This window comes from Streptomyces sp. NPDC053048, from assembly GCF_044547045.1.
GTDB lineage: Bacteria > Actinomycetota > Actinomycetes > Streptomycetales > Streptomycetaceae > Streptomyces.
Genome location: NZ_JBITZS010000004.1, coordinates 110,603 through 129,647, shown reverse-complemented (window position 1 = coordinate 129,647; position 19,045 = coordinate 110,603). Strand labels below are relative to the sequence as shown.

The following is a 19,045-nucleotide window of genomic DNA, read 5'->3' as shown; positions in this document are numbered from 1 at the left end:
CGCATGACCGAGGAAGCCTGTCCCGCCCGGCGCGCGCCCGGCGAAGCGGTCCACGACTGGCCCGTGGACCACCTGCCCGCCCTGGAGTTCGACCCGCTCCTGCACCGCCTGCTGCGCGAGGAGCCGGTGTCCCGCATCCGCATGCGCTTCGGCGAGGGACACGCCTGGCTCGTGACGCGGTACGAGGACGTCAAGACCGTCGCCGCCGACCCCCGGATGAGCCGCGCCCTGACGGTCGACCGCCCGGTCACCAGCATGACCCCGCACGTGGTGGCACCCGCCGGCGGTATCGGCCGCACCGACCCGCCCGACCACACCCGGCTGCGCCGCCTGGTCGCCCAGACCTTCGGCCGCAAGCGGGTGGAGGCCCTGCGGCCCAGGGCCCAGGAGCTCGCCGAACGGATGACCACGCGGATGCTGGAGGACGGCGCGCCCGCCGACCTGACGGAGTGCCTGACCGGACCGCTGCCCGCCCAGCTGATCGGCGACCTCCTCGGCGTGCCCGCCGACGACATCGGCCGGCTGCAGGGCTGGCGCGCGGTGATCCTCTCCAGCAACCACTCCCAGGAGGAGAGCGACGCCGTCAAGCGCGAGATCGCCGGCTACTTCCGCGAGCTGGCCGGGCACCGCGCCGAGCACCCCGGCGACGACCTCTACAGCGCCCTGGTGGCCGCGCAGGCCGACGGCGGCCTCAGCATGCCGGAACTGGTCTCGCTCGCCGTGATGCTGGTGCTCAACGGCATGGACGCGGTGCGCAACCAGGTCTCCAACATGGTGTACGCGCTGCTCACCCACCCGGAACAGCTCGACCGGCTGCGCGCCGACCGGGCGCTGCTGCCCCAGGCGGTGGAGGAACTGCTGCGCTACATCCCGCACCGCAACGGAGTCGGGCTGCCGCGCATCGCGACCGGCGAGCTCGAGGTGGGCGGGGCGACGATCCGCGACGGCGACGTGGTCTACGTGTCGTACCTGGCGGCCAACCGGGACCACTCCGTCTTCACCGAGCCCGACCGGCTCGACCTCTCCCGGGACGAGGCCCCCAACCTGTCGTTCGGGCACGGCGCGCACTACTGCGTGGGCGCCCTGCTGACCAGAATGGAGGCCGAGGTCATGCTGGCCACCCTGCTGGACCGCTTCCCCGGGCTGCGGCTCGCGGCGGGCACGGAGGAGATGCGGTGGCGGCGGGGCTCGATCAACCGGGGGCCCGAGGCGCTGTGGGTGGCCTGGTGACCCGGCCCGAATGAGCCGAGTTGCCCGGAAGACAGCGTTCCCCTTACCGTCCTCCGGTTTGTTGTTGATCTTCCTTGGGGGGCTTCCATGACTGCTCAGCCACACGCGCCCGGCCGCCGTGCCGGGGCGAGCACCGTGCTCAGCTGGATCGTGTCCATCGTCTTCAACGTGGTGCTGCCGATCCTGACGTACAACCAATTGACCGACCGGGGCTGGAGCGAGTTCGCCGCCCTCGCCGTCTCCGGCCTCTGGCCGGTCGCGGACACCGTGGTGTACCTGGTCTGGCACCGGCGCATCGACGAATTCGCCGTGGTGACGCTCGTCTTCATGACGCTCACCCTCGTCGTCACCGCGGTCGGCCCGCACTCCAGCCATCTGCTGCTGGTCAAGGACTCCGCGATCACGGGCCTGTTCGGGGTGGTCTGCCTGGCCAGCCTGGCCACACCCCGCCCGCTGATGTTCTACCTGGGCCGCAAGTTCGGCACCGACGGCAGCAAGGAGGGCCTCGAGCGCTGGAACGGGATGTGGCGGCTCGAGGGCTTCCGGCGCACGCTGACCCTGATCACGCTGGTGTGGGGCGTGGGCTACGTCCTCGAGGCGACGGCCCGCATCGCGCTGTCCTACGCCCTGCCGACGAGCGCCATGGTCGTCGTGAACTCCGTACTGGCCTACGGCGTGCCGGCCGTCCTGATCGCCTGGACCATCGCCTGCGGCAAGCGCGCCCGCGCCAGGGGAGAAGCGGCAGCCGCGGCAGCGGCGGCGGCCGAGCCGGCACCGGCGGCCGTCTGACCCCACGGCCACGGCCACGGCCACGGCCACGACCGCGCCCGGCGTCCGGTGGAACGAGCGTTCGCTCCCTCCGCCGGGCGCCGGGCGCGCCGACTCATCCGGCTCTGTCGCTCCAGGCCAGTTGGATCGACTCGAGAATGCGCGCGTTGCAGAGCGTGGGGTCGTCGGTGAAGCCGCTCAGCTGCGCGACGCGGTCGCGGACTTCGGTGGGCTTGACGGTGAGGGGCTTGGTGCCGGGGTGCTGCGCGGCGAGGTCGGCCGCGATCTGGTCGATGTCAGTCCATCGCATGGCCTCGAGTGTGTCCGAACGGGCGTGCCAGGTCCAGGGGGCGGTCACCGCTCCCACCGGGGGGTAGTTTGTGGACATCCGCAACATCCGTAACATCCGCAGTATCCGCACAGCTGTCACCCCGTCAGAGGTCTGAGGTACCCCGCCATGCCGCTTCCCCGCAGAACCGAGACCCTGGTCGTCGGGGCGGGCATGGCCGGGCTCCGCGCCGCCCGGGAGCTGGACCGGGCCGGGCACGGCGTCATCGTGCTCGAGGCCCGCGACCGCGTCGGCGGCAGGCTGTGGACCAGCGAATGGCAAGGCCTGCGCATCGATCTGGGCGCCTCCTGGATCCACGGCGTCGACGACAACCCCGTCGCCGCGCTGGCGCGGGAGGCGGGAGCCGCGACAGCCCTCTACGACGTCGGAACCCTCGACTACGCCGACCAGGCCGGCACGGTCTCCTACGCGGCCGACGGCCGGCGCCTGACCCCCGAGGAGACGCGGCAGCTGAGCACCGACCTGACGGCCGCCGGCGCCGAGCTGTACGAGCTCGCCGGGCGCGCGGCACCCGGGGAGTCCCTCGCCGCGGGACTGCCCGCCGTGCTGCACGTCGGAGGCCTGGGCCTGCGGCGCTCCCGGCGGGTCGTCGAGGCGTTCAGCCGCATGACGGAGGACGACTGGGGAGCCGGCATCGGCGAGCTGGCCCTGGCGGCCATGGCCTGGGGCAAGGACTACGAGGGGGAGGAAGTCGTCTTCCCCCGGGGATACGGGCAGCTGACGGACCACCTCGCCCAAGGGCTGGACGTACGGCTCGGCCACCCCGTCGACCGCGTCGAGCACGGCAGCGACGGCGTCATCGTGCACACCGACGGCCACGGCACGTTCACCGCCGACCGTGTCCTGCTCACCCTCCCTCTCGGCGTGCTCAAGGCCGGCACCGTCACCTTCGCGCCCGCGCTCCCCGAGCCGAAGCGGGCAGCCGTCGAACGCCTCGGCATGGGCGTCTACGACAAGCTCTACCTGCTCTTCCCCGAAGCGTTCTGGGACGACTGCGACATCGTCCGCCAGGAGGACACCCCGCACGGCGCCTTCGCCAACTGGTTCAGCCTCCGGCACGTCCTCGGGGCCCCGGTCCTGGCCGCCCTGCACGGCGGCCCGGTCGCCCGGCGCCTGGAGTCCCTCGACGACGCGAGCGTCGTCCGCGAGGCACTGACCGCGCTGCGCGGCATCTACGGCGACGCCGTGCCCGAGCCCGTCGCCCACCGCCTCACCCGCTGGGCCGCCGACCCCTACGCCCGGGGGGCCTACTCCTTCCCCGCCACCACCACCCTCCTCGGCGACCACGACACCCTGGCCGAGCCCGTCGGCGAGAGTCTGTACTTCGCCGGCGAGGCCACCAGCACCGACCACAGCAGCACCGTCCACGGCGCCCTGCTCACCGGCCTGCGCGAGGCCCGCCGCATCCTGGACGCCACCGGGCGTGGGGCGAAGATCACAGGTCAGGGCGGGTAGCGGGCGGCGGAGCGCTGAGTACGGTGAGCGGGTGCCGACTCAGCAGAACCTGTTCCAATCCCTCGCGTCCTTCAGGCGCCGCGCCGTCTCCCGGGCCGTGCACCGCGGCACACGCTGGGTACGGGAGGCCGGCGCCGTGAGCGCGGAGCGCCCCGGTCCGTACCGCTTCCGCTGCCTGGGCACCGGCACGAGACTCGCCTTCCCGCAGGGCACGATCTTCGGCGAACAGTGGATCGAACTGGGCGACCACTGCATCATCGGCCAGGGCGTGACCCTGACCGCCGGGATGATGCCCGACCTCGACCTCGGCCGGGACACCGTCGTCCGGCTGGGCAACGGCGTCGTCCTCGGCCGCGGCAGCCACGTCGTCGCCGAGGCGCCGCTGACCGTCGGCGACGACTGCTTCTTCGGCCCCGGCGTCTACCTGACGACCACCAACCACAGCTACGACGACCCCGACGTCCCCATCGGCAAGCAGTGGCCCCGCAGCGGTCCCGTGGAGATCGGCCCCGGAAGCTGGATCGGCACCAACGCGGTGATCCTCCCGGGCGCCCGGCTGGGCCGCAACGTGGTGGTCGCGGCCGGTGCGGTCGTCCGCGGCGAGGTGCCCGACCACGCGGTCGTCGCCGGCGCCCCGGCCAGGATCGTCCGCACCTGGGACAAGGAGTCCGGCTGGCAACCACCCCTGCGCACCCCGCCCCCGGTCCCCGTCCCCGCCCACCTCACCGCCGAACAGCTCAAGGGCCTGGCCCTGCTGGAAGCGGCCGGCACCGACCAGGAGCAGTGACGGGGCGCCGCTTCAGCCCGCGCGCAGGAAGCGCCGGAGCTTCTGCAACGGCCAGGTGTTGCAGCAGCCGCATCCTGCGGTGCTTGCCGTCCAGGGCCCGTACCCGTTCGCGCTGGGCGAGCATCTTGGCGTCGGTCATGCGCTGCATGGGCCTTGGTGGCGGTAACACTCCGACACCTAGGATAGTCGCAGGTCAGAGGCTGTGCCCCACCTGGCGGACCGGGCGGGGGCTCTGCCCGGCTCGCACCGGGGTCTGACACTTCCCCCGCCCGCCTCGCCCCGCGACCGCTCCGGTGGCACGCTGAAACCATGGCCCGGCCCAACGAAGAGGTCGCGGCGGTGCTCCAGGAGTACGCCGATCTCGTCGCCATCACCGGCGGCGACGCCTTCAAGGCGCGCGCCTACGAGAAGGCCGCCCGCGCCATCGGCGGCCACCCCTCCGACGTCTCCAAGCTGGATCTCCAGGGCCTGCGCGAGATCCCCAACGTCGGGAAGTCGATCGCCGAGAAGGTCGTCGAGTTCCTGGGCACCGGCCGGGTCGCGGCCTTCGAGGAGACCCGGACGTCCGTCCCGGCGGGCGTCCGCGAGCTGCTCACCATCCCGACCCTGGGCCCCCACAAGGCCCTCGTCCTCTACGAGGAGCTGGGCGTCTCCTCCGTCGACGGACTCCTCGACGCGATCCACGAGGAACGGCTGCGCGACCTCAAGGGGTTCGGCGAGAAGACCGAGCAGAACATCCTGCACGGCATCGAGCTGATGAAGAAGGCGGGCGGCCGGATCCTGCTGTCCGCCGCCACGGGCGCCGCCGAGCGGATCGTCGCCGACCTCTCGCGAATCGACGGCTGCGAGCGCTGTTCCTTCGCCGGTTCGCTGCGCCGCATGCGGGAGACCATCGGGGACATCGACGTCCTCGTGGCCGCCGCCCGCGCCGAGCCGTTCATGGAGGCGATCAGCACCCTCCCGTACACCGCGGAGGTCATCGCCCGCGGCTCGAAGAAGACGTCGGTCCGCACCGTCGACGGGCTCCAGATCGACCTGCGGGTGCTGCCGCCCGACGCGTGGGGCGCGGGGCTGCTGTACTTCACAGGCTCAAAGCCCCACAACATTCGGATACGAGAAATCGCCGTCAGGCAGGGCTGGAAGCTCTCGGAGTACGGCCTGTTCTACGGCAAGAGTGGCAAGAAGATCACTTCCGAGACCGAAGAGGCGATCTACGCCAAGCTGGGCCTCCCGTGGATACCGCCCACCCTGCGCGAGGACCGTGGGGAGGTAGCGGCCGGCCTCCGGGACGAGCTGCCGACGTTGATCGAAGAGGCCGATATCCGGGGCGACCTGCACACCCACACAGATCTCACAGACGGACTGGCATCCCTGGAAGACATGATCGCGGCCGCTGCTGAGCTGGGTTACGCGTACTACGCGATCACGGATCACGCGCCCAACCTGTACATGCAGCGGATGACCGATGCGAAGATGCTCGCTCAGCGGGAACAGGTACGGAAGCTGGACGGCAAACACCGCAAGATGCGGCTCCTGCACGGCACGGAGCTGAACATCGGCCCCGAGGGCGATCTGGACTGGCCCGACGACTTCCTGGCCGGCTTCGACCTGTGCGTGGCGTCCGTGCACTCCCACTTCAATCAGAGCCGGGAGGAGCTGACCCGGCGGCTGGTACGCGCCTGCGAGAACCCCAACGTGGCGATCATCGGCCACCCCACGACCCGGCAGATCGGTAAGCGCCCCGGCATCGACGCCGACTTCGACGCGGTCTTCGAGGCGTGCGCCCGCACCGGCACGGCGCTGGAGATCAACTCCCACCCCCAGCGGCTGGACCTGTGCGACGAGGACATCCTGCGCGCCAAGCGCTACGGCGTGAAGTTCGCCGTCAGTACCGACGCCCACTCGGTGACGCACCTGCCGTACATGCGGTACGGGGTGGGAACGGCCCAGCGCGGCTGGCTGACGAAGGACGACGTCATCAACACCTGGCCGATGCAGAAGTTGCGCCGCTTCCTTCGGCCTGGGGGCCGCTGAACCTACCGCCCCGGGCGGCGGGCTACAACGTGCGCCAGGTGCGCTGGACCTTGAGGACGAGCGGGCAGGGCTCAGCCGTCCAGACGCGGAAGACCCCGGCCGGCGCTCGAAGGAACGCGGCCGGGGCAGCCCCTCGAAGGGGCCTCTCAGAGCGCCACGAACCGTTCGCTCAGGTCCGGGACCGCTTCGGCTCGGCGGCTCATCAGATAGACCTTGGTGTGGGTGCGCTGTACCTCGTGGAGCAGTGTGAACCCTTGGGTCTCGTTGTAAACGACGAGTCCGGGGAAGGTGCAGCCACGGCGTACCCACACCTTCCCCTCATGCGCGGCCCGGTCCACGGCCCATAGCGCCATGGTCGTGCCGGGCTTGTGCGGGCGGTACGCGGGGTCGGTGACGCTGGAATAGAGGTAGTGCGCCGGCTCCGCCAGTTCCTCGTCCGTCCAGCCCCACTGCGGGGTCTGGTCCTGCACGGTGATGAAGCCGATGACCTTCCCCGTGTCGTCGTCGGCGAGGACCCACACGTCACCGTCCGGGTTCTCCGCCTGCCCTGCAAGGTCGGCGGCGTTCTCCCGCCAGCTCGGCAGGCCGCGTTCCTCCAGCCACGCGGAGCGGGCGAGGATCATGGTTTCAACGGCGGGGACGTCGGCGGCGGCGGCCGGGCGCATGGTGAACATATCTCTCCTGTTTCGTGGCGTCATGAGAGGAAAGCCTGGGCGGCGAAGTGGAGGTCGAGTACTTCAAGGAGCTGGGCGTCGCCGTCCATGCCGTTCTCCAGCGAGGTGTTGCCAACGTCCCGCCCAGCCGTGGACTTCACGCCGCCGACCTGCGGCATGGTGGGAACGCCCCCGGATCACGCCTGTTGCCTCGTCAACCTCACCGATAACCGCTGTACCGCTGGTCCCCAAGGCTGTTCTCCTGCCGTACGGCCAGCGCACGCGTAAGTCGATCCTCCCGGCAACCCGATCGAGTGACATCCATCGGCCGAACGGGTCAATAGCCTCGAACGGGGCATACAGACGGGGACGAGCTGAGGAGGGAACGTGGCGACAGCGTACTTCGTATTCCTGCAGCGGCCGGATCAGGAGTTCGTTTTCCAACTCAATGATGATGAAAGGATCGCCCACGCCCGAAGGATCGTGTCGGGCGAAGAGCGTGAGCGCGTGCACGTCATGGGGAGGATCATCAAGCGGCAGGCGCCCTATAACCCGCGGTGGTCCTTCCACCTCGACCCGGACACCATCCACTTCTTCGACTACGCGATCGAAGTCTGCGACGCCAACATGCAGGAAGTCGAAGACCACCTGCCTGAGGCATGCGGAGCATTCCTCCCGGGCTGCGACTGGTGCCCCTGGGATTCGAGGGTCGTCCGCGAGGTCCAGCTCCCCACGCCGTAGCTGCGGGCGCCAGCGAGCCGGGGCCCGGCACCGGCATGGCCAGCGTGTCAGGGACACCGGGACGAGCCGCAGTTCCCGCTGGCTCTCTCCCGGACGACGCGTTGGCCAACCGCGGGCACTGTAAGACCGACATCATCCACCTCACCGCCGTCTTCACTTGGTCAGCAAATGGTCTGAGAGAAACGCCTAGGAGCCGGCCCCCCGGTGGGCGACGCGTGTCGACCAGGCGTCCGTGCCCTTGACCGACACGTCGTACTCGTAGACCTGGCCCACCACGGGGTAGGGCCCCGGGGCCACGTGCACCTGCCGGTAGCCGTTCTCGTTCGGGGGCCGGCCGGGGGCGGTGACGGTGCGGATCACGTCGCCGTTCTTGAAGATGCGGATGGTGTAGTCCTCCGCCCCTTCGACGGGCAGCCACATCACGTGCACCTCGTTCGGCGCGCCGCCGTCACGCCAGACCTGCCCGTCCCTGGGCGCCTCGGCCGCCGGTGCCGACAGGGTCACGGTGAAGGCGAAGTGCCGGCCGGCACGGTCCTCGAAAGTGCCCTCGAAGCGCGTGGTGGTGCCGGCGTAGGTGTGGTGGCAGGTCACCGCGGAGTCGACTCCGGGGATGTCCACGACGGCACGGTGACCGTGATGGTCTTCTCGCCGTCGGCGGTGAAGGCGTGCCGTTCGGTGAGCTTGCCGGCCGAGACGGCGGGGGTGGCCGGCGGGGAGCCGTCGTCCCAGTCCACCGTCACACCGGGCTTGACGCCGGTGGCCGACAGCACGCCCTCGAAGTTCGAGCCGGCGTCCATGGCCCAGGAGATTTCCACGGGCAGGAACGGTCGTCACGGTCTTGGTGTTGCCGTCGGCGTCGGTGACCGTGACGAGGTCGGCGTACTCCTGCAGCAGCGCCTCGACCCCCTCATTGGGCCGGGCCATGGCTCCAGCGTGCCATCGGGGGCCGTGCGGCGCATGGCGGGTCACCGCCGTGGCCGGTTGTGCCAGGCGGCGTAGAGGCCGGTCAGGGTGGCGGCGTAGTCGGTGAGGGCGGCGGGGCCACTGCGCCCGGAGAGGGCCAGGACGAGACAGGCGGCCATGGTGATGGCGAAGGCGTACAGCTCGTGGTGGTCGGTTCCCGGCACGGGCGGGGTGGTGGCGAGGGGGCGGGTGCTGGGGTTCATGCGCGGGCTTCCTCCCGTGGCGGCCGCAGGAATGCGGAACCAATTCGTCCGACACTGTGAGTTTCGGCCGGGGAGCCGGGCGGGCATGAGGGGTTTCCCGTTGCCCGTACCGGAGTGGGCGCCGGGCAACACCACGTGACCTGCGGGTTCTTCATGGGCAACCGGGCCCGTAGGGCACATCGGGCAGCAGTCGGCGCCAGGTGGCCGCGTCGACGCGCCCCACCGCGCGGCAGGTACCGGCCAGCACGGCGGGCACGTCGAGCCGCCACCAGCGCACGGACCCGTCCTCGGCGACGGACACCACCGGTCCCTCGTCGGCCAGGAAGGCCGCCGCCCGCACCCGGTCGGTGTGGCCGGTCAGGGTGAGCAGCAGCTTCCCCTCGTGGGCGTCCCAGATCCGTACGGTGTTGTCGCGGCCCGTCGTGGCCAGCCGGGTGCCGGAGGGATTGAAGGCGACCGAGGTGACGGGAGCGGTGTGCCCCGCCAGGGTGCGCAGGCCGCGGCCCTCGCGCGGGTCCCAGAGCCTGACGGTGTGGTCGCGTCCGGCGGTCGCCAGGATGCCGGTGGGGCCGACGGCCAGGCCGAGCACGGTGTCGGCGTGCTCCGCCAGCCGCTGCAGCTCGCGGCCGTCGGAGACGCGCCAGACGCGGGCGGTGTTGTCCAGGCTGCCCGTGGCCAGGGTGGCGCCGTCGAGGAAGAGCACCCGGTAGACGGCGTCACCGTGCCCGGTCAGGGTCCGCCGCAGCCGCGGCGTTCCGCCCGCGTCCCCGCCGGTGGCCCGCCACACCTTGGCGGTGTGGTCCTCGCCGCCGGTGGCCAGCGTCCGCCGGTCCCCGGGCCGGAAGGCCACCGACGTCACGGCGCGGGCGTGCGCCCGCCAGCGGCGCACCGGGCGCTCGGGAGAGGCGGTCCGCCACACGGTGGCCCCGCCGTGTTCGTCCCCGGCCGCGAGCAGCGCGCCGTCGTGGCTGAACGCCACCGCCCGCACCGGCTCCCGCGAGACCCGCAGTGTCCGCACCGGCAGATGCCCGGCCTCCCGCGGCCGCCACAGCCGCACGGTGCCGTCGCGCCCGGCGGCCGCCAGCAGGGACCGGTCGGGGCTGAGCGCCGCGTCCAGCCAGGCCGTACCGGGCAGCGGGATGCCGGCCGACGACTGCGGGGACCACAGGCGCAGCGTGCCGTCCTCGCCGGACGTCGCCAGCGAACGGCCGTCCGGCGCGAAGGCGACGCCGTGCACGGGGCCGAGGTGACTGGACAGGACGGCGATCCTGCGCCGACCGGCGACGTCCCACACGGCCGCGGTGTCGTCCTGGCTGGCCGCGGCCAGCCGCCCGCCGTCGGGCGAGAACGCGACGGCGAACACCGAGTCCTGGGCGCCGCGCAGCGACGCCTCCCGCGCTCCGGTGGCGCAGTTCCACAGACCGACCGTGCCGTTCCACTCGCCGGTGGCCAGGTGCCGGCCGTCGGGGGAGAACGCCAGGGAACGGATCCGCCCGTGCTCCCGGCTGCCGACGACTCTGCTCCGCCGGCCGGGTACGTCCAGCAGCCACACCCGCCCGTCCAGCCCGGCGGCCGCCACCCGTCTGCCGTCGCCGGTGACGGCCACCGCGTACAGCGGACCGAGCCCGGTGTCCCTGACCTCGGCGCCCGGCGCGCCCCCGGCGGGGTGGGAGAGCCTGACTGTGCCGTCGCGGCCCGCCGACGCCAGCAATTCGCCGCGGCCGGACAGCGCCACGGCCCGCACCGGCCCGCGGTGGGCGGCACCCGCCGCCGTCGCGACCGGACGGCCGCTGCCGCCGTCCCACACGGACACCGCACCCGCGTCGTCCCCCCACGCCGCCAGATCGCTGTTGCGTGCGACGGCCAGCGCGCGCACCGGCTCACCGGCGCGCGCCACGACGCGCGTCTGCCGGGTCCGGGTGGTGTCCCACTCGCGGACGGTGCCGTCCGCCCCGGCCGACAGCAGCCTGCCGCCGCGCGGGCCACCCGCCTGCCAGGCGACGGCGAGCGCCGGCCCGTGGTGCCCCGTCAGCCGCCCGGCGTAGGACTGCGCCTGCGAGCTGAGCACCGCGCCGGCCGCGGCCGGTGTGTGCGCCTGCCGCCAGGCGGCGGTCGCCAGCAGCATCGAGACCTCCGGGCGCGAGGTGCTCAGCGAGGCGGCCCGGAAGGCGAGTTCGGCGGCGCGGGCCGCGCCGCGCTCCGCGAGCGCCTGCCGGCTCTGGTGGAAGGCCAGCGCGCCCCCGGCCAGGGTCAGGACCAGGAGCACGGCCAGGCAGGCCAGCAGCCGGTGCAGCCGCCGGGTGTGGCGGCGCTCGGTCTCCAGCTCGGCGGCGGCCTGCGCGGTCGCCGCGTCCACGAAGGCCTGTTCGACGTCGCTCACCGGGGCGACGGGATGGCCGGCGAGCTCCCGTACGGCCGTGAGCCGGCTGCCGCGCGGCAGCAGAGCCGGATCGCGGCCCTCGGCGTCCCACTGCTCGGCGGCGGCGCTCAGCTGCTGCCGGCCGTGCAGCAGGGCGGCGTGGGTCTCGATCCACTCCCGCAGCCGGGGCCAGGCGCGCAGTACCGCTTCGTGGGCGAGGGTGACCCGGTCGGCGTCGGCGGTCAGCAGCCGGGCCCGGGTGAACTCCTCCACCACCTCCAGCGCGGCCCCGGCCCCCGACCCGGCCTGCCGCGCCAGCAGCTCGCGCGGCACCCTGCGGCGCGCGGACCTGCCCTCCGCGTCGACGCGCACCAGGTGCAGGAGGAGGGAGCGCGCCGCTTCCTGCCGGTCCGGGGACAGCCGCGCGTAGGCCCGTTCCGCTGTCGCCGCGACCGCCCCGGCGATCCCTCCGGCCTGCTGGTAGCCCTCCACGGTCAGCGTGCGCTCCCGGCGGCGCTGCCAGGTCGCCAGCAGCGCGTGGGACAGCAGCGGCAGCGCGCCCGGCTCGTGGCCGTCCCCGTGGCCCTCGCCGCAGGCCTCGGCGCCCAGGTCGCGCAGGACGATCTCCACGAGTCCGGGTTCGAGCTCGAGGCCCACGGCGCGGGCGGGCCGCACCACGGCGTCCCGGATCTCGCGCGGCCGCATGGGTTCCAGGGGCAGCTGGCCGTCCCGCAGGGCGGCGGCCAGTTCGGGAAAGGCCAGGCAACGGCCGTAGAAGTCGGCCCGCATGCCCAGCACCACGAGCGCCGCCGAGCCGCCGTGCCGGCCGCCCGCGACGGCCGGGCCGGTCGCGAGGGCGTGCAGGGCGCGGACGAACGCCGTGTGCTCCCGGGCGTCCGGGCAGAGGGTGAAGACCTCCTCGAACTGGTCGACGACGAGTACGAGTCGCACCGGTTCCGCGCCCGGCGTCCGCCCGCCGCCGCGCCTGCGGAGCGTGCCCGCGCCCGCGCGTTCGTCGCGCCGCCCGTCGTTGAGCGCGGTGTGGACGGCTCCGGCGAAGGCGCGTGGTCCCTCGTCCAGGGCCTCCCGCAGCCGCGCCGCGTCGGTACCGGCCCCGGTGGCTTCCGCCACCCGGGCCGTCAGTTCCTCCAGCGGCCGTTCGCCGGGCCGCATGACGAGCACCGGCCAGCGGCTCGAACCGTTCACCGGCAGCACACCGCGGCGCAGCGCGGGCACCAGCCCCGCCTGCAGCAGCGAGGACTTGCCCGTACCGGACGCCGCCACCACCGCCGTCGGCCCGGAACCGTCCAGCCGCTCGGTCAGGCGGTGCACCAGCGCCGCCGTCGCGCGTTCGCGCCCGAAGAACCAGCCCGCCTCCGCGGTCCCGAACGCCGTCAGCCCCCGGTACGGGCAGACCTCGAGCGCCGCCCCGCGCGTGCCGCGCCGCTCCGCCGCCCGCGCCACCAGCCCGGACAGCTGCCCGTCCGCGCGCAGCGCCCCCTCGCACCGGCGCGCGACCTCCGGCGTCATCGGCTTCTCGCCCGTCTCGACCCGGCTCAGATAGCTCTTGGTGTAGTGCACCAGATCGGACAGCCCGGCCAGCGACATCCCGCGCTCCTGCCGCAGCCGGCGCAGCTGCTCACCCGGAGCGACGGTGGCGGCGGGCACCGGCGCGCGGTCGGCGTCGTCTTCCCGTTGGCGCATGGAGGTGTTCCTTCGGTGTGTGGCGTTCAATGACGGGCCAGTTGTCACAGCTTGTCCCTTACGACCCCTCCGGGGGCCGAGCCGGGCTCCGACGGCGCCGAAAACCGGTCCTTCGAGTGGGTCGCCGTGCACTGGCTTGATCGCCTCGACCCCACCGTCGCGCCCCGCGGCGCCCGCAGCCCGGGTGGGCGGCGGCGCCGGGGATAATGAGGCATGCGTTCGTGGACGGGGGACACCCGATGAGCAGCCGTCTGAGGGTGCTGCGCAAGCAGAACCGGCTGAGCCTGGATGCCCTGGCCGCGCGGACCGGGCTGACCAAGAGCTATCTGTCGAAGGTGGAACGGGGGCTGAGCGTGCCCTCGATCTCCACCGCGATGAAGCTCGCCCAGGCGCTGAACGTGGACGTCGGCCGGCTCTTCTCGGACGAGGTCGAACCCGAGCTCATCACCGTCGTGCGCGCGGACGAGCGCACACCCGTCGCCGCCGGCACCGGATCCGCCACCGCCTACGAGGGCATCGCGGTGGGGGTGAGCGGAAAGGCGCTCGCGCCCTTCGTGATGTATCCGCCACCGGACTTCGACGACGCGTCGTTCAAGTCCCATCCGGGGGAGGAGTTCTTCTTCGTCCACCAGGGCGAGGTCGAACTGGCCTTCCCCGACCGGACCGTGGCCCTCGGCACCGGCGACAGCGTCTACTTCAAGGCCGAGGTGCCGCACCGCTCCCGCAGCGTCGGGCGGGAGCGCGCCGTCGTCCTGGTGGTCATCCACGACGACTCCGCCGGCACCGCCGACGGATCGGTCGCGCCCCTGCCCTGAGCCGCGGCCGCCCGAGCCTACGCGCCCGGGTCCGCCTCCAGCAGCCGCGCCAGCCGGCCGGCCTCCTCCGGCCCGAGCGGCAGCAGCGGCCTGCGCGGCTCGCCCGCGTCCAGGCCGCGCAGCGCCAGCCCGGCCTTGACGGTGCGCGGCAGCCCGCCCTCCACGACGAACCGCAGCAGGGGCGCCAGCCGCTCGAACAGCGTCCGGGCCGTGGCGTCGTCACCGGCGTGTACGGCCTGGTGGAACGCCATCACGGCGTCGGGAGCCAGGCAGGGGGCCGCCGTGCACCAGCCGGCGGCGCCCGCCGCGAAGGCCTCGAGGGCGAGCGGGTTGGAACCGTTGTAGAAGGGCAGGCCGCCCTCGGACAGCTCGTGGATGCGGCGCATCCGCCCGATGTCGCCGGTGCTCTCCTTCACCATGGTGACGTTCTCGATCCGCCGCCACAGGGACACGATGAGCTCGGGGGAGAGGTCGACGCCGCTCGTCGCCGGGTTGTTGTAGACCATCACCGGGATGCCCACGGCGTCCGCGACGGCGGCGAAGTGCTCGGTGACCTCGCGTTCGCCGAGCTTCCAGTACGACATGGGCAGGACCATCAGCGCGTCGGCGCCCGCCTGCTCGGCGAACCGCGCCCGCCGGACCGCGCCACGGGTGGTCAGGTCGGATATCCCCACGACCGTCGGCACCCGGCGGGCGACGGTCTTGACCGTGTACTCGGCCACCTCGCACCACTCGTCGTCCGACAGGTAGGCGCTCTCGCCGGTGCTGCCCAGCGGTGCGACGGCGTGCACCCCGGCGTCGATCAGATGCTCGATCAGTGTGCCGAGCGTCGCCGTGTCCACCTCGCCCGTCCGGCGGTCGAAGGGAGTGACCGGGTAGGCGATGATGCCCTCGAGCCGGTTGAGTGCCATGTCAGGAACCGTCCTTCGCGTCAGCGGGGGCCGTGGTGAGGCAGTCGGGGTGCGTGCGCAGCGCGCGGCGGGCGTAGTAGGCGAACGACGCCTGGTTCCGCTTGTCGACCGAGATCCAGTCGTGCGCTTCCCTGGCCAGGTGCGCGGGGATCTCCCGGATGGTGCCGGCGGCGGCCGCGAGCAGCTGCAGCCGCGCGGCGCGCTCGAACAGCAGGGCGAGGACGCATGCCTCCTCGACGGTGCGGCCGGTCACGAGCATCCCGTGATGGGCCATCAGCAGGGCCCGCTTGTCGCCGAGGGCGGCCGAGATGATCTCGCCCTCCTCGTTGCCCACGGGGATGCCCGGCCACTCCTCGAGGAACGCGCAGTCGTCGTAGAGCGGGCAGGTGTCCATGTGGGAGACCATCAGCGGCTTCTCCAGCATGGACAGCGCCGAGACGTGCGCCGGGTGGGTGTGGATGACGCACCCCACGTCGGGCCGGGCGCGGTAGACCCAACTGTGGAAGCGGTTGGCCGGGTTGGCCATGCCCGTGCCCTCGAGGACGCGCAGGTCCTCGTCGACGAGCAGCAGGTTGTCCTCGGTCACCTCGTCGAAACCCAGGCCCAGGCGCTGCGTCCAGTAGGTGCCGGGCCGCTCGGCGCGGGTGGTGATCTGGCCCGCGAGGCCGGAGTCGTGGCCGCCGTCGAAGAGGATGCGGCAGGTCAGGGCGAGTTTCTGGCGGGGGGTGAAGTCGTTGTCGGGGATCACCTCGCGCATCGTCCGGTGGGCGAGGGCCGCGAGTTCGGCCTTCGGGGTGCGGAGTGTGCCGGTCATGGGTCGTTCCTCCTTTGCCGATGAAACGTCATGCACTTTAGGACACCATGTGTCATCTCGTCGAGGCCCCCTGACATCCCGTCGGCGTTCCCGGGCCCGCGACCAACTCGGCGCCACGACCGGTACGGTGGCCCGCACGGGCAGTCGACGGGCCCGAACGACCGGATGGGGTGGGCATGGAGAACACAACGGGAGCGGACGTCGCGTCACACGAGGAGGCCCCGCGCGCCGGTGGCGGGCGGGCGCCCCGGCACGCCGTCGTCATCGGCGGCGGACTCGCGGGCCTCCTCGCGGCGCACGTGATCGGCGCGCACGCCGACAAGGTCACCCTCGTGGAGCGGGACCGCTTCCCCGACGGCCCCGGGACCCGCCCGGGTGTGCCGCAGGACCGGCACACCCATGTGATGCTCGAGAGCGGCCAGCGCGCGCTCGAGAGCCTGCTGCCGGGCATCCTCGACGAGATGCGCGAACACGGCGCCCCGCGCGTGGCCATGCCCACCGACGTCATGCAGTGGCAGGCCGGCCACTGGTACCGCAGAACCCGGGCCACCACCCACATCCTCACCGGCTCCCGGCCGCTGACCGACTGGCTGGTGCGCCGCCGCGTCCTGAGCGGCCCCCGCATCACCACCGTCGAGGGCGCCGAGGTCACCGGACTGCTCGGCACCGCCGCCCGCGTGCGGGGCGTCCGCCTGCGCGAACGCGGGCGGACGGGCACGGAGGGCACCCGCGAACTGGCCGCCGACCTCGTCGTGGACGCCTCCGGCCGCTCCTCGCGCGCCTCCGTGTGGCTGACCGGCCTCGGCGCCGAACCGCCCCACGAGGAGACGCTCGAGACCGGACTCGCCTACGCCACGCGCTTCTACCGCTCCTCCGGCCGCGACGAGGAGCCCGACTACCGCGGCATCTACGTCGTCCCCAACCCCACCCAGCTCCAGGGCGGCATCCTGCTGCCCCTGGAGAACGGCCGCTGGTCGGTCATCCTCTCCGGGCTGCGCGGCGCCGAACCGCCCACCGACGAGGCCGGGTTCATCGACTTCGCGGCCCGCCTGCCGCACCCGGTCCTGCACGACTGGCTGCTCAAGGCCGAACCGGACACCCCCATCCACGGCTTCCGCAAGACGTCCAACATCCGCCGCCGCTACGACCGTCCCGGCCGCCGCCCGGCCGGCTTCCTGGCCATCGGCGAGGCCCTGTGCTCCTTCAACCCCGTCTACGGGCAGGGCATGTCGGTGGCCGCGCTCAGCGCCGTCGTCCTGCGCGACGCCCTGGCCGACCGGCGCCGGGTGCCCACGACGCTCCGCGTCCAGAAGGCCCTGTTCGGCGCCGTCCGCCAGGCCTGGGACATATCGGCGGGGGCCGACAAGAACATGCCGGGCGCCACGGGCAACGCCCTGCGCCCGCGCGCCGTCGACCGGCCGGCCGACTGGTACCTGCGGCGCGTGCAGGCCCGTGCCACAGGGGACCCGGTCGTCGGCGAGGCCTTCCGCAGCGTGCTGTCCCTGACCTCCCCGGTCACGGCCCTGTTCGCACCGTCCGTCGCCCGTGCCGTCCTGTTCGGCCCCGCCCCGTGGACCCCCACCGAGCCCCCCACGCATCCCGAAACGGGGGAGTGAGGGGACCCCTTCGGCAGCCTCCGCGTCCGCGTCGACCCCAGGAGTTGATGACGATGCCCACCACCTCGCCCTCGCGGGTGACGTCCGTCGTGAAGGGCGGCGCGGCGATCGCCGCGCTCGCCGCCGTCGCCCTGCTCGCCCCCGCCGCCGACGCGGGGGCGGCCCCGCAGGCCACCCGGCTGCAGTTCACCAAGTACTCGCCGACCGACTCCCGGCTGAGCGTCGTGCGCAACAACCGGACGATCGCGGTCTACCGCGCCGGGTCGGGCGTCAACGACAAGGAGTGCCAACGCGGCCGCGGCTGGCTGCCCAACGGGACGTACCCGCTCGGCCGGCACCACACCGCCTACGACGGAAGCCTCATCAAGGGCTACGCCGTCGAACTGGGCAACAAGCTCTGCTATCAGGGCGTCAACCGCACCGAGCTGTTCATCCACAGCGAGATGACGCGCGGCGGCGGACAGGGCGCCGCCGAGGACCGGCGCTGGGACGGCGACGCCGACTACACCTCCCACGGCTGCGTCAAGCTCAGCCCACGGGACATCAAAAGTCTCTACCGCACCCTGGACAGGAATGGCTGGCCGGCGACCCTGAGGGTCGTCAACGGCTGATCCACAGCCTGGCCCCCGGCCGGGCACCGCTCCTACGATTGCCGTAACCGGGGGAAAGGGCGGGGCCGATGGCGCGCGGAGCGAGAGATCTGGGACGCGGGGTCGAGCAGGCCGTCGCCTGGACGCTGAGAAACCTCGACGGCGTCCTCGCGATGGCCGCCGCCCTGACCATCGGCACCCTCGACATCCTCGACCAGAAGATCGACAGCAACATCACCTCGGGCGCGATCCTGCTGGTGCTGGCCGCGCTGGTGTTCGGCACCCTGACCGAACGCCGGCGCCGGGTCACCGACATCCGGCAGGCCATGAGCGGCACCCGGCACGCGCTCGAGGACCTCACCATGGTCCGCTCCCTCTCCGGCGCCGAGCTCGAGAGCGCCCTGGAGCGGGCCCGCCAGAACACCGACCGCTGGGTCTTCAAGGGCGGCACCGGCACCTACCTGCGCGCCGTGACCCTGCCGGTCTGCGTCCGCGAGGCCCAGCGCCAGCGCCGCTCCCTCACCATGAAGATCGACATCGTCAATCCCGCCGACGAACAGGCCTGCGCGGCCTACGCCCGCTTCCGCCAGACCTTCGCCCACCGGATGCACGCCGTGCCCGCCGAGGCCTGGAGCGCCGAGCGCACCCGCAAGGAGGCCTTCGCCACGGTGCTCGCCGCCTGCTGGTACCGGCAGCGGCTGGACACGCTGGAGGTCGACCTCTACCTCTCCTCGGTCGTCCCCACGCTCCGCTTCGACCTGTCCGCCTCCTGCCTGATCATCACCCAGGACGACCCCCAGCGCGTCAACCTGCTGGTGGAAAGGGACCGCCCGCTCTACGACTACTACGTCACCGAGCTCCACCAGAGCCGCGAACAGGCCGTCACCCTCGACCTCAGCCGCACCGCGCCGCTGAGCGAGGAACCCACCGTCGACGAGGTCCTGCGGCTCTTCGACGGCCTCGCCCTGCCGCTGCCGGTGGCCTTCACCGACCGCGACGTCGGCGACATCATCGACAAGGCACTGCACGCGGAGAACCCGTACCGGAGGTGAC

Annotated in this window: 18 protein-coding genes; 10 read left to right on the top strand and 8 right to left on the bottom strand. The window is 72.8% G+C overall.

Going from position 1 to position 19,045, the window contains the following annotated elements:
* Positions 1–3: 3 nt before the first annotated feature.
* Together ACIG36_RS11715 and ACIG36_RS11710 are read left to right on the top strand one after the other, a co-directional pair.
* On the top strand, positions 4–1,230 hold the full coding sequence (locus tag ACIG36_RS11715) for a cytochrome P450 (RefSeq protein ID WP_399925633.1): 1,227 nt from the start codon (positions 4–6) through the stop codon (positions 1,228–1,230).
* An 87-nt stretch (positions 1,231–1,317) separates the two neighbouring features.
* Positions 1,318–2,019, top strand: coding sequence for a VC0807 family protein (locus ACIG36_RS11710; RefSeq protein WP_399925631.1), 702 nt, complete (start codon positions 1,318–1,320; stop codon positions 2,017–2,019).
* A 94-nt stretch (positions 2,020–2,113) separates the two neighbouring features.
* On the opposite strand, the gene iscX is transcribed toward ACIG36_RS11710, so the two are convergent.
* Positions 2,114–2,308, bottom strand: a complete 195-nt coding sequence (gene iscX, locus ACIG36_RS11705) for a Fe-S cluster assembly protein IscX (RefSeq protein WP_399925629.1) — start codon at positions 2,306–2,308, stop codon at positions 2,114–2,116.
* Between the two features lie 147 nt (positions 2,309–2,455).
* On the opposite strand from iscX, the gene ACIG36_RS11700 reads away from it, so the two are divergent.
* The 3 genes from ACIG36_RS11700 to polX all read left to right on the top strand — a co-directional run bounded on the left by ACIG36_RS11700 (position 2,456) and on the right by polX (position 6,623).
* The gene (locus tag ACIG36_RS11700) at positions 2,456–3,802 is read left to right on the top strand and encodes a flavin monoamine oxidase family protein (protein ID WP_399925627.1); all 1,347 of its coding nucleotides are present in this window, start codon (positions 2,456–2,458) and stop codon (positions 3,800–3,802) included.
* Positions 3,803–3,833: 31 nt separating this feature from the next.
* A complete protein-coding gene (locus ACIG36_RS11695; RefSeq protein WP_399925625.1) occupies positions 3,834–4,589 on the top strand; it encodes an acyltransferase in 756 nt (251 codons plus the stop codon).
* 309 nt (positions 4,590–4,898) lie between these two features.
* Positions 4,899–6,623, top strand: a complete 1,725-nt coding sequence (gene polX, locus ACIG36_RS11690) for a DNA polymerase/3'-5' exonuclease PolX (RefSeq protein WP_399925624.1) — start codon at positions 4,899–4,901, stop codon at positions 6,621–6,623.
* Between the two features lie 146 nt (positions 6,624–6,769).
* Here the strand turns inward: polX and ACIG36_RS11685 are convergent, their stop codons facing one another.
* On the bottom strand, positions 6,770–7,297 hold the full coding sequence (locus tag ACIG36_RS11685) for a GNAT family N-acetyltransferase (protein ID WP_399925622.1): 528 nt from the start codon (positions 7,295–7,297) through the stop codon (positions 6,770–6,772).
* Positions 7,298–7,663: 366 nt separating this feature from the next.
* Between ACIG36_RS11685 and ACIG36_RS11680 the strand changes: the two genes are divergently transcribed.
* Positions 7,664–8,017: a calmodulin gene (locus ACIG36_RS11680; protein ID WP_399925620.1), complete on the top strand. Its 354-nt coding sequence runs from the start codon at positions 7,664–7,666 to the stop codon at positions 8,015–8,017.
* Positions 8,018–8,203: 186 nt separating this feature from the next.
* Here ACIG36_RS11680 and ACIG36_RS11675 read toward each other — a convergent pair whose 3' ends face one another.
* The 4 genes from ACIG36_RS11675 to ACIG36_RS11660 all read right to left on the bottom strand — a co-directional run bounded on the left by ACIG36_RS11675 (position 8,204) and on the right by ACIG36_RS11660 (position 13,246).
* Positions 8,204–8,635 carry a hypothetical protein gene (locus tag ACIG36_RS11675; RefSeq protein WP_399925618.1) on the bottom strand — a complete coding sequence of 144 codons (432 nt, stop codon included), beginning with the start codon at positions 8,633–8,635 and terminating at the stop codon, positions 8,204–8,206.
* On the bottom strand, positions 8,605–8,832 hold the full coding sequence (locus ACIG36_RS11670; protein WP_399925616.1) for a hypothetical protein: 228 nt from the start codon (positions 8,830–8,832) through the stop codon (positions 8,605–8,607). The genes ACIG36_RS11675 and ACIG36_RS11670 overlap by 31 nt, the downstream gene beginning before the upstream one ends.
* A gap of 150 nt (positions 8,833–8,982) precedes the next feature.
* Entirely contained in the window at positions 8,983–9,183 is a 201-nt protein-coding gene (locus ACIG36_RS11665) for a hypothetical protein (protein ID WP_399925614.1), read from the bottom strand.
* A gap of 151 nt (positions 9,184–9,334) precedes the next feature.
* Positions 9,335–13,246, bottom strand: coding sequence for a helix-turn-helix domain-containing protein (locus ACIG36_RS11660; RefSeq protein ID WP_399925612.1), 3,912 nt, complete (start codon positions 13,244–13,246; stop codon positions 9,335–9,337).
* A 239-nt stretch (positions 13,247–13,485) separates the two neighbouring features.
* Between ACIG36_RS11660 and ACIG36_RS11655 the strand changes: the two genes are divergently transcribed.
* Positions 13,486–14,061, top strand: coding sequence for a helix-turn-helix domain-containing protein (locus ACIG36_RS11655; RefSeq protein ID WP_399925610.1), 576 nt, complete (start codon positions 13,486–13,488; stop codon positions 14,059–14,061).
* 17 nt (positions 14,062–14,078) lie between these two features.
* Here the strand turns inward: ACIG36_RS11655 and ACIG36_RS11650 are convergent, their stop codons facing one another.
* Both ACIG36_RS11650 and ACIG36_RS11645 read right to left on the bottom strand, forming a co-directional pair.
* Complete coding sequence (locus ACIG36_RS11650; RefSeq protein ID WP_399925608.1) at positions 14,079–14,972, bottom strand: dihydrodipicolinate synthase family protein; 894 nt, start codon at positions 14,970–14,972, stop codon at positions 14,079–14,081.
* A 1-nt stretch (position 14,973) separates the two neighbouring features.
* Complete coding sequence (locus ACIG36_RS11645; protein WP_399925606.1) at positions 14,974–15,786, bottom strand: aldolase; 813 nt, start codon at positions 15,784–15,786, stop codon at positions 14,974–14,976.
* A gap of 176 nt (positions 15,787–15,962) precedes the next feature.
* Here ACIG36_RS11645 and ACIG36_RS11640 point away from each other — a divergent pair, with 176 nt between their 5' ends.
* The 3 genes from ACIG36_RS11640 to ACIG36_RS11630 all read left to right on the top strand — a co-directional run bounded on the left by ACIG36_RS11640 (position 15,963) and on the right by ACIG36_RS11630 (position 19,044).
* Positions 15,963–17,402 carry an NAD(P)/FAD-dependent oxidoreductase gene (locus ACIG36_RS11640; RefSeq protein ID WP_399925604.1) on the top strand — a complete coding sequence of 480 codons (1,440 nt, stop codon included), beginning with the start codon at positions 15,963–15,965 and terminating at the stop codon, positions 17,400–17,402.
* 53 nt (positions 17,403–17,455) lie between these two features.
* Positions 17,456–18,013: a L,D-transpeptidase gene (locus ACIG36_RS11635; protein WP_399925602.1), complete on the top strand. Its 558-nt coding sequence runs from the start codon at positions 17,456–17,458 to the stop codon at positions 18,011–18,013.
* Between the two features lie 68 nt (positions 18,014–18,081).
* Entirely contained in the window at positions 18,082–19,044 is a 963-nt protein-coding gene (locus tag ACIG36_RS11630) for a hypothetical protein (RefSeq protein ID WP_399925600.1), read from the top strand.
* Position 19,045: the final 1 nt, after the last annotated feature.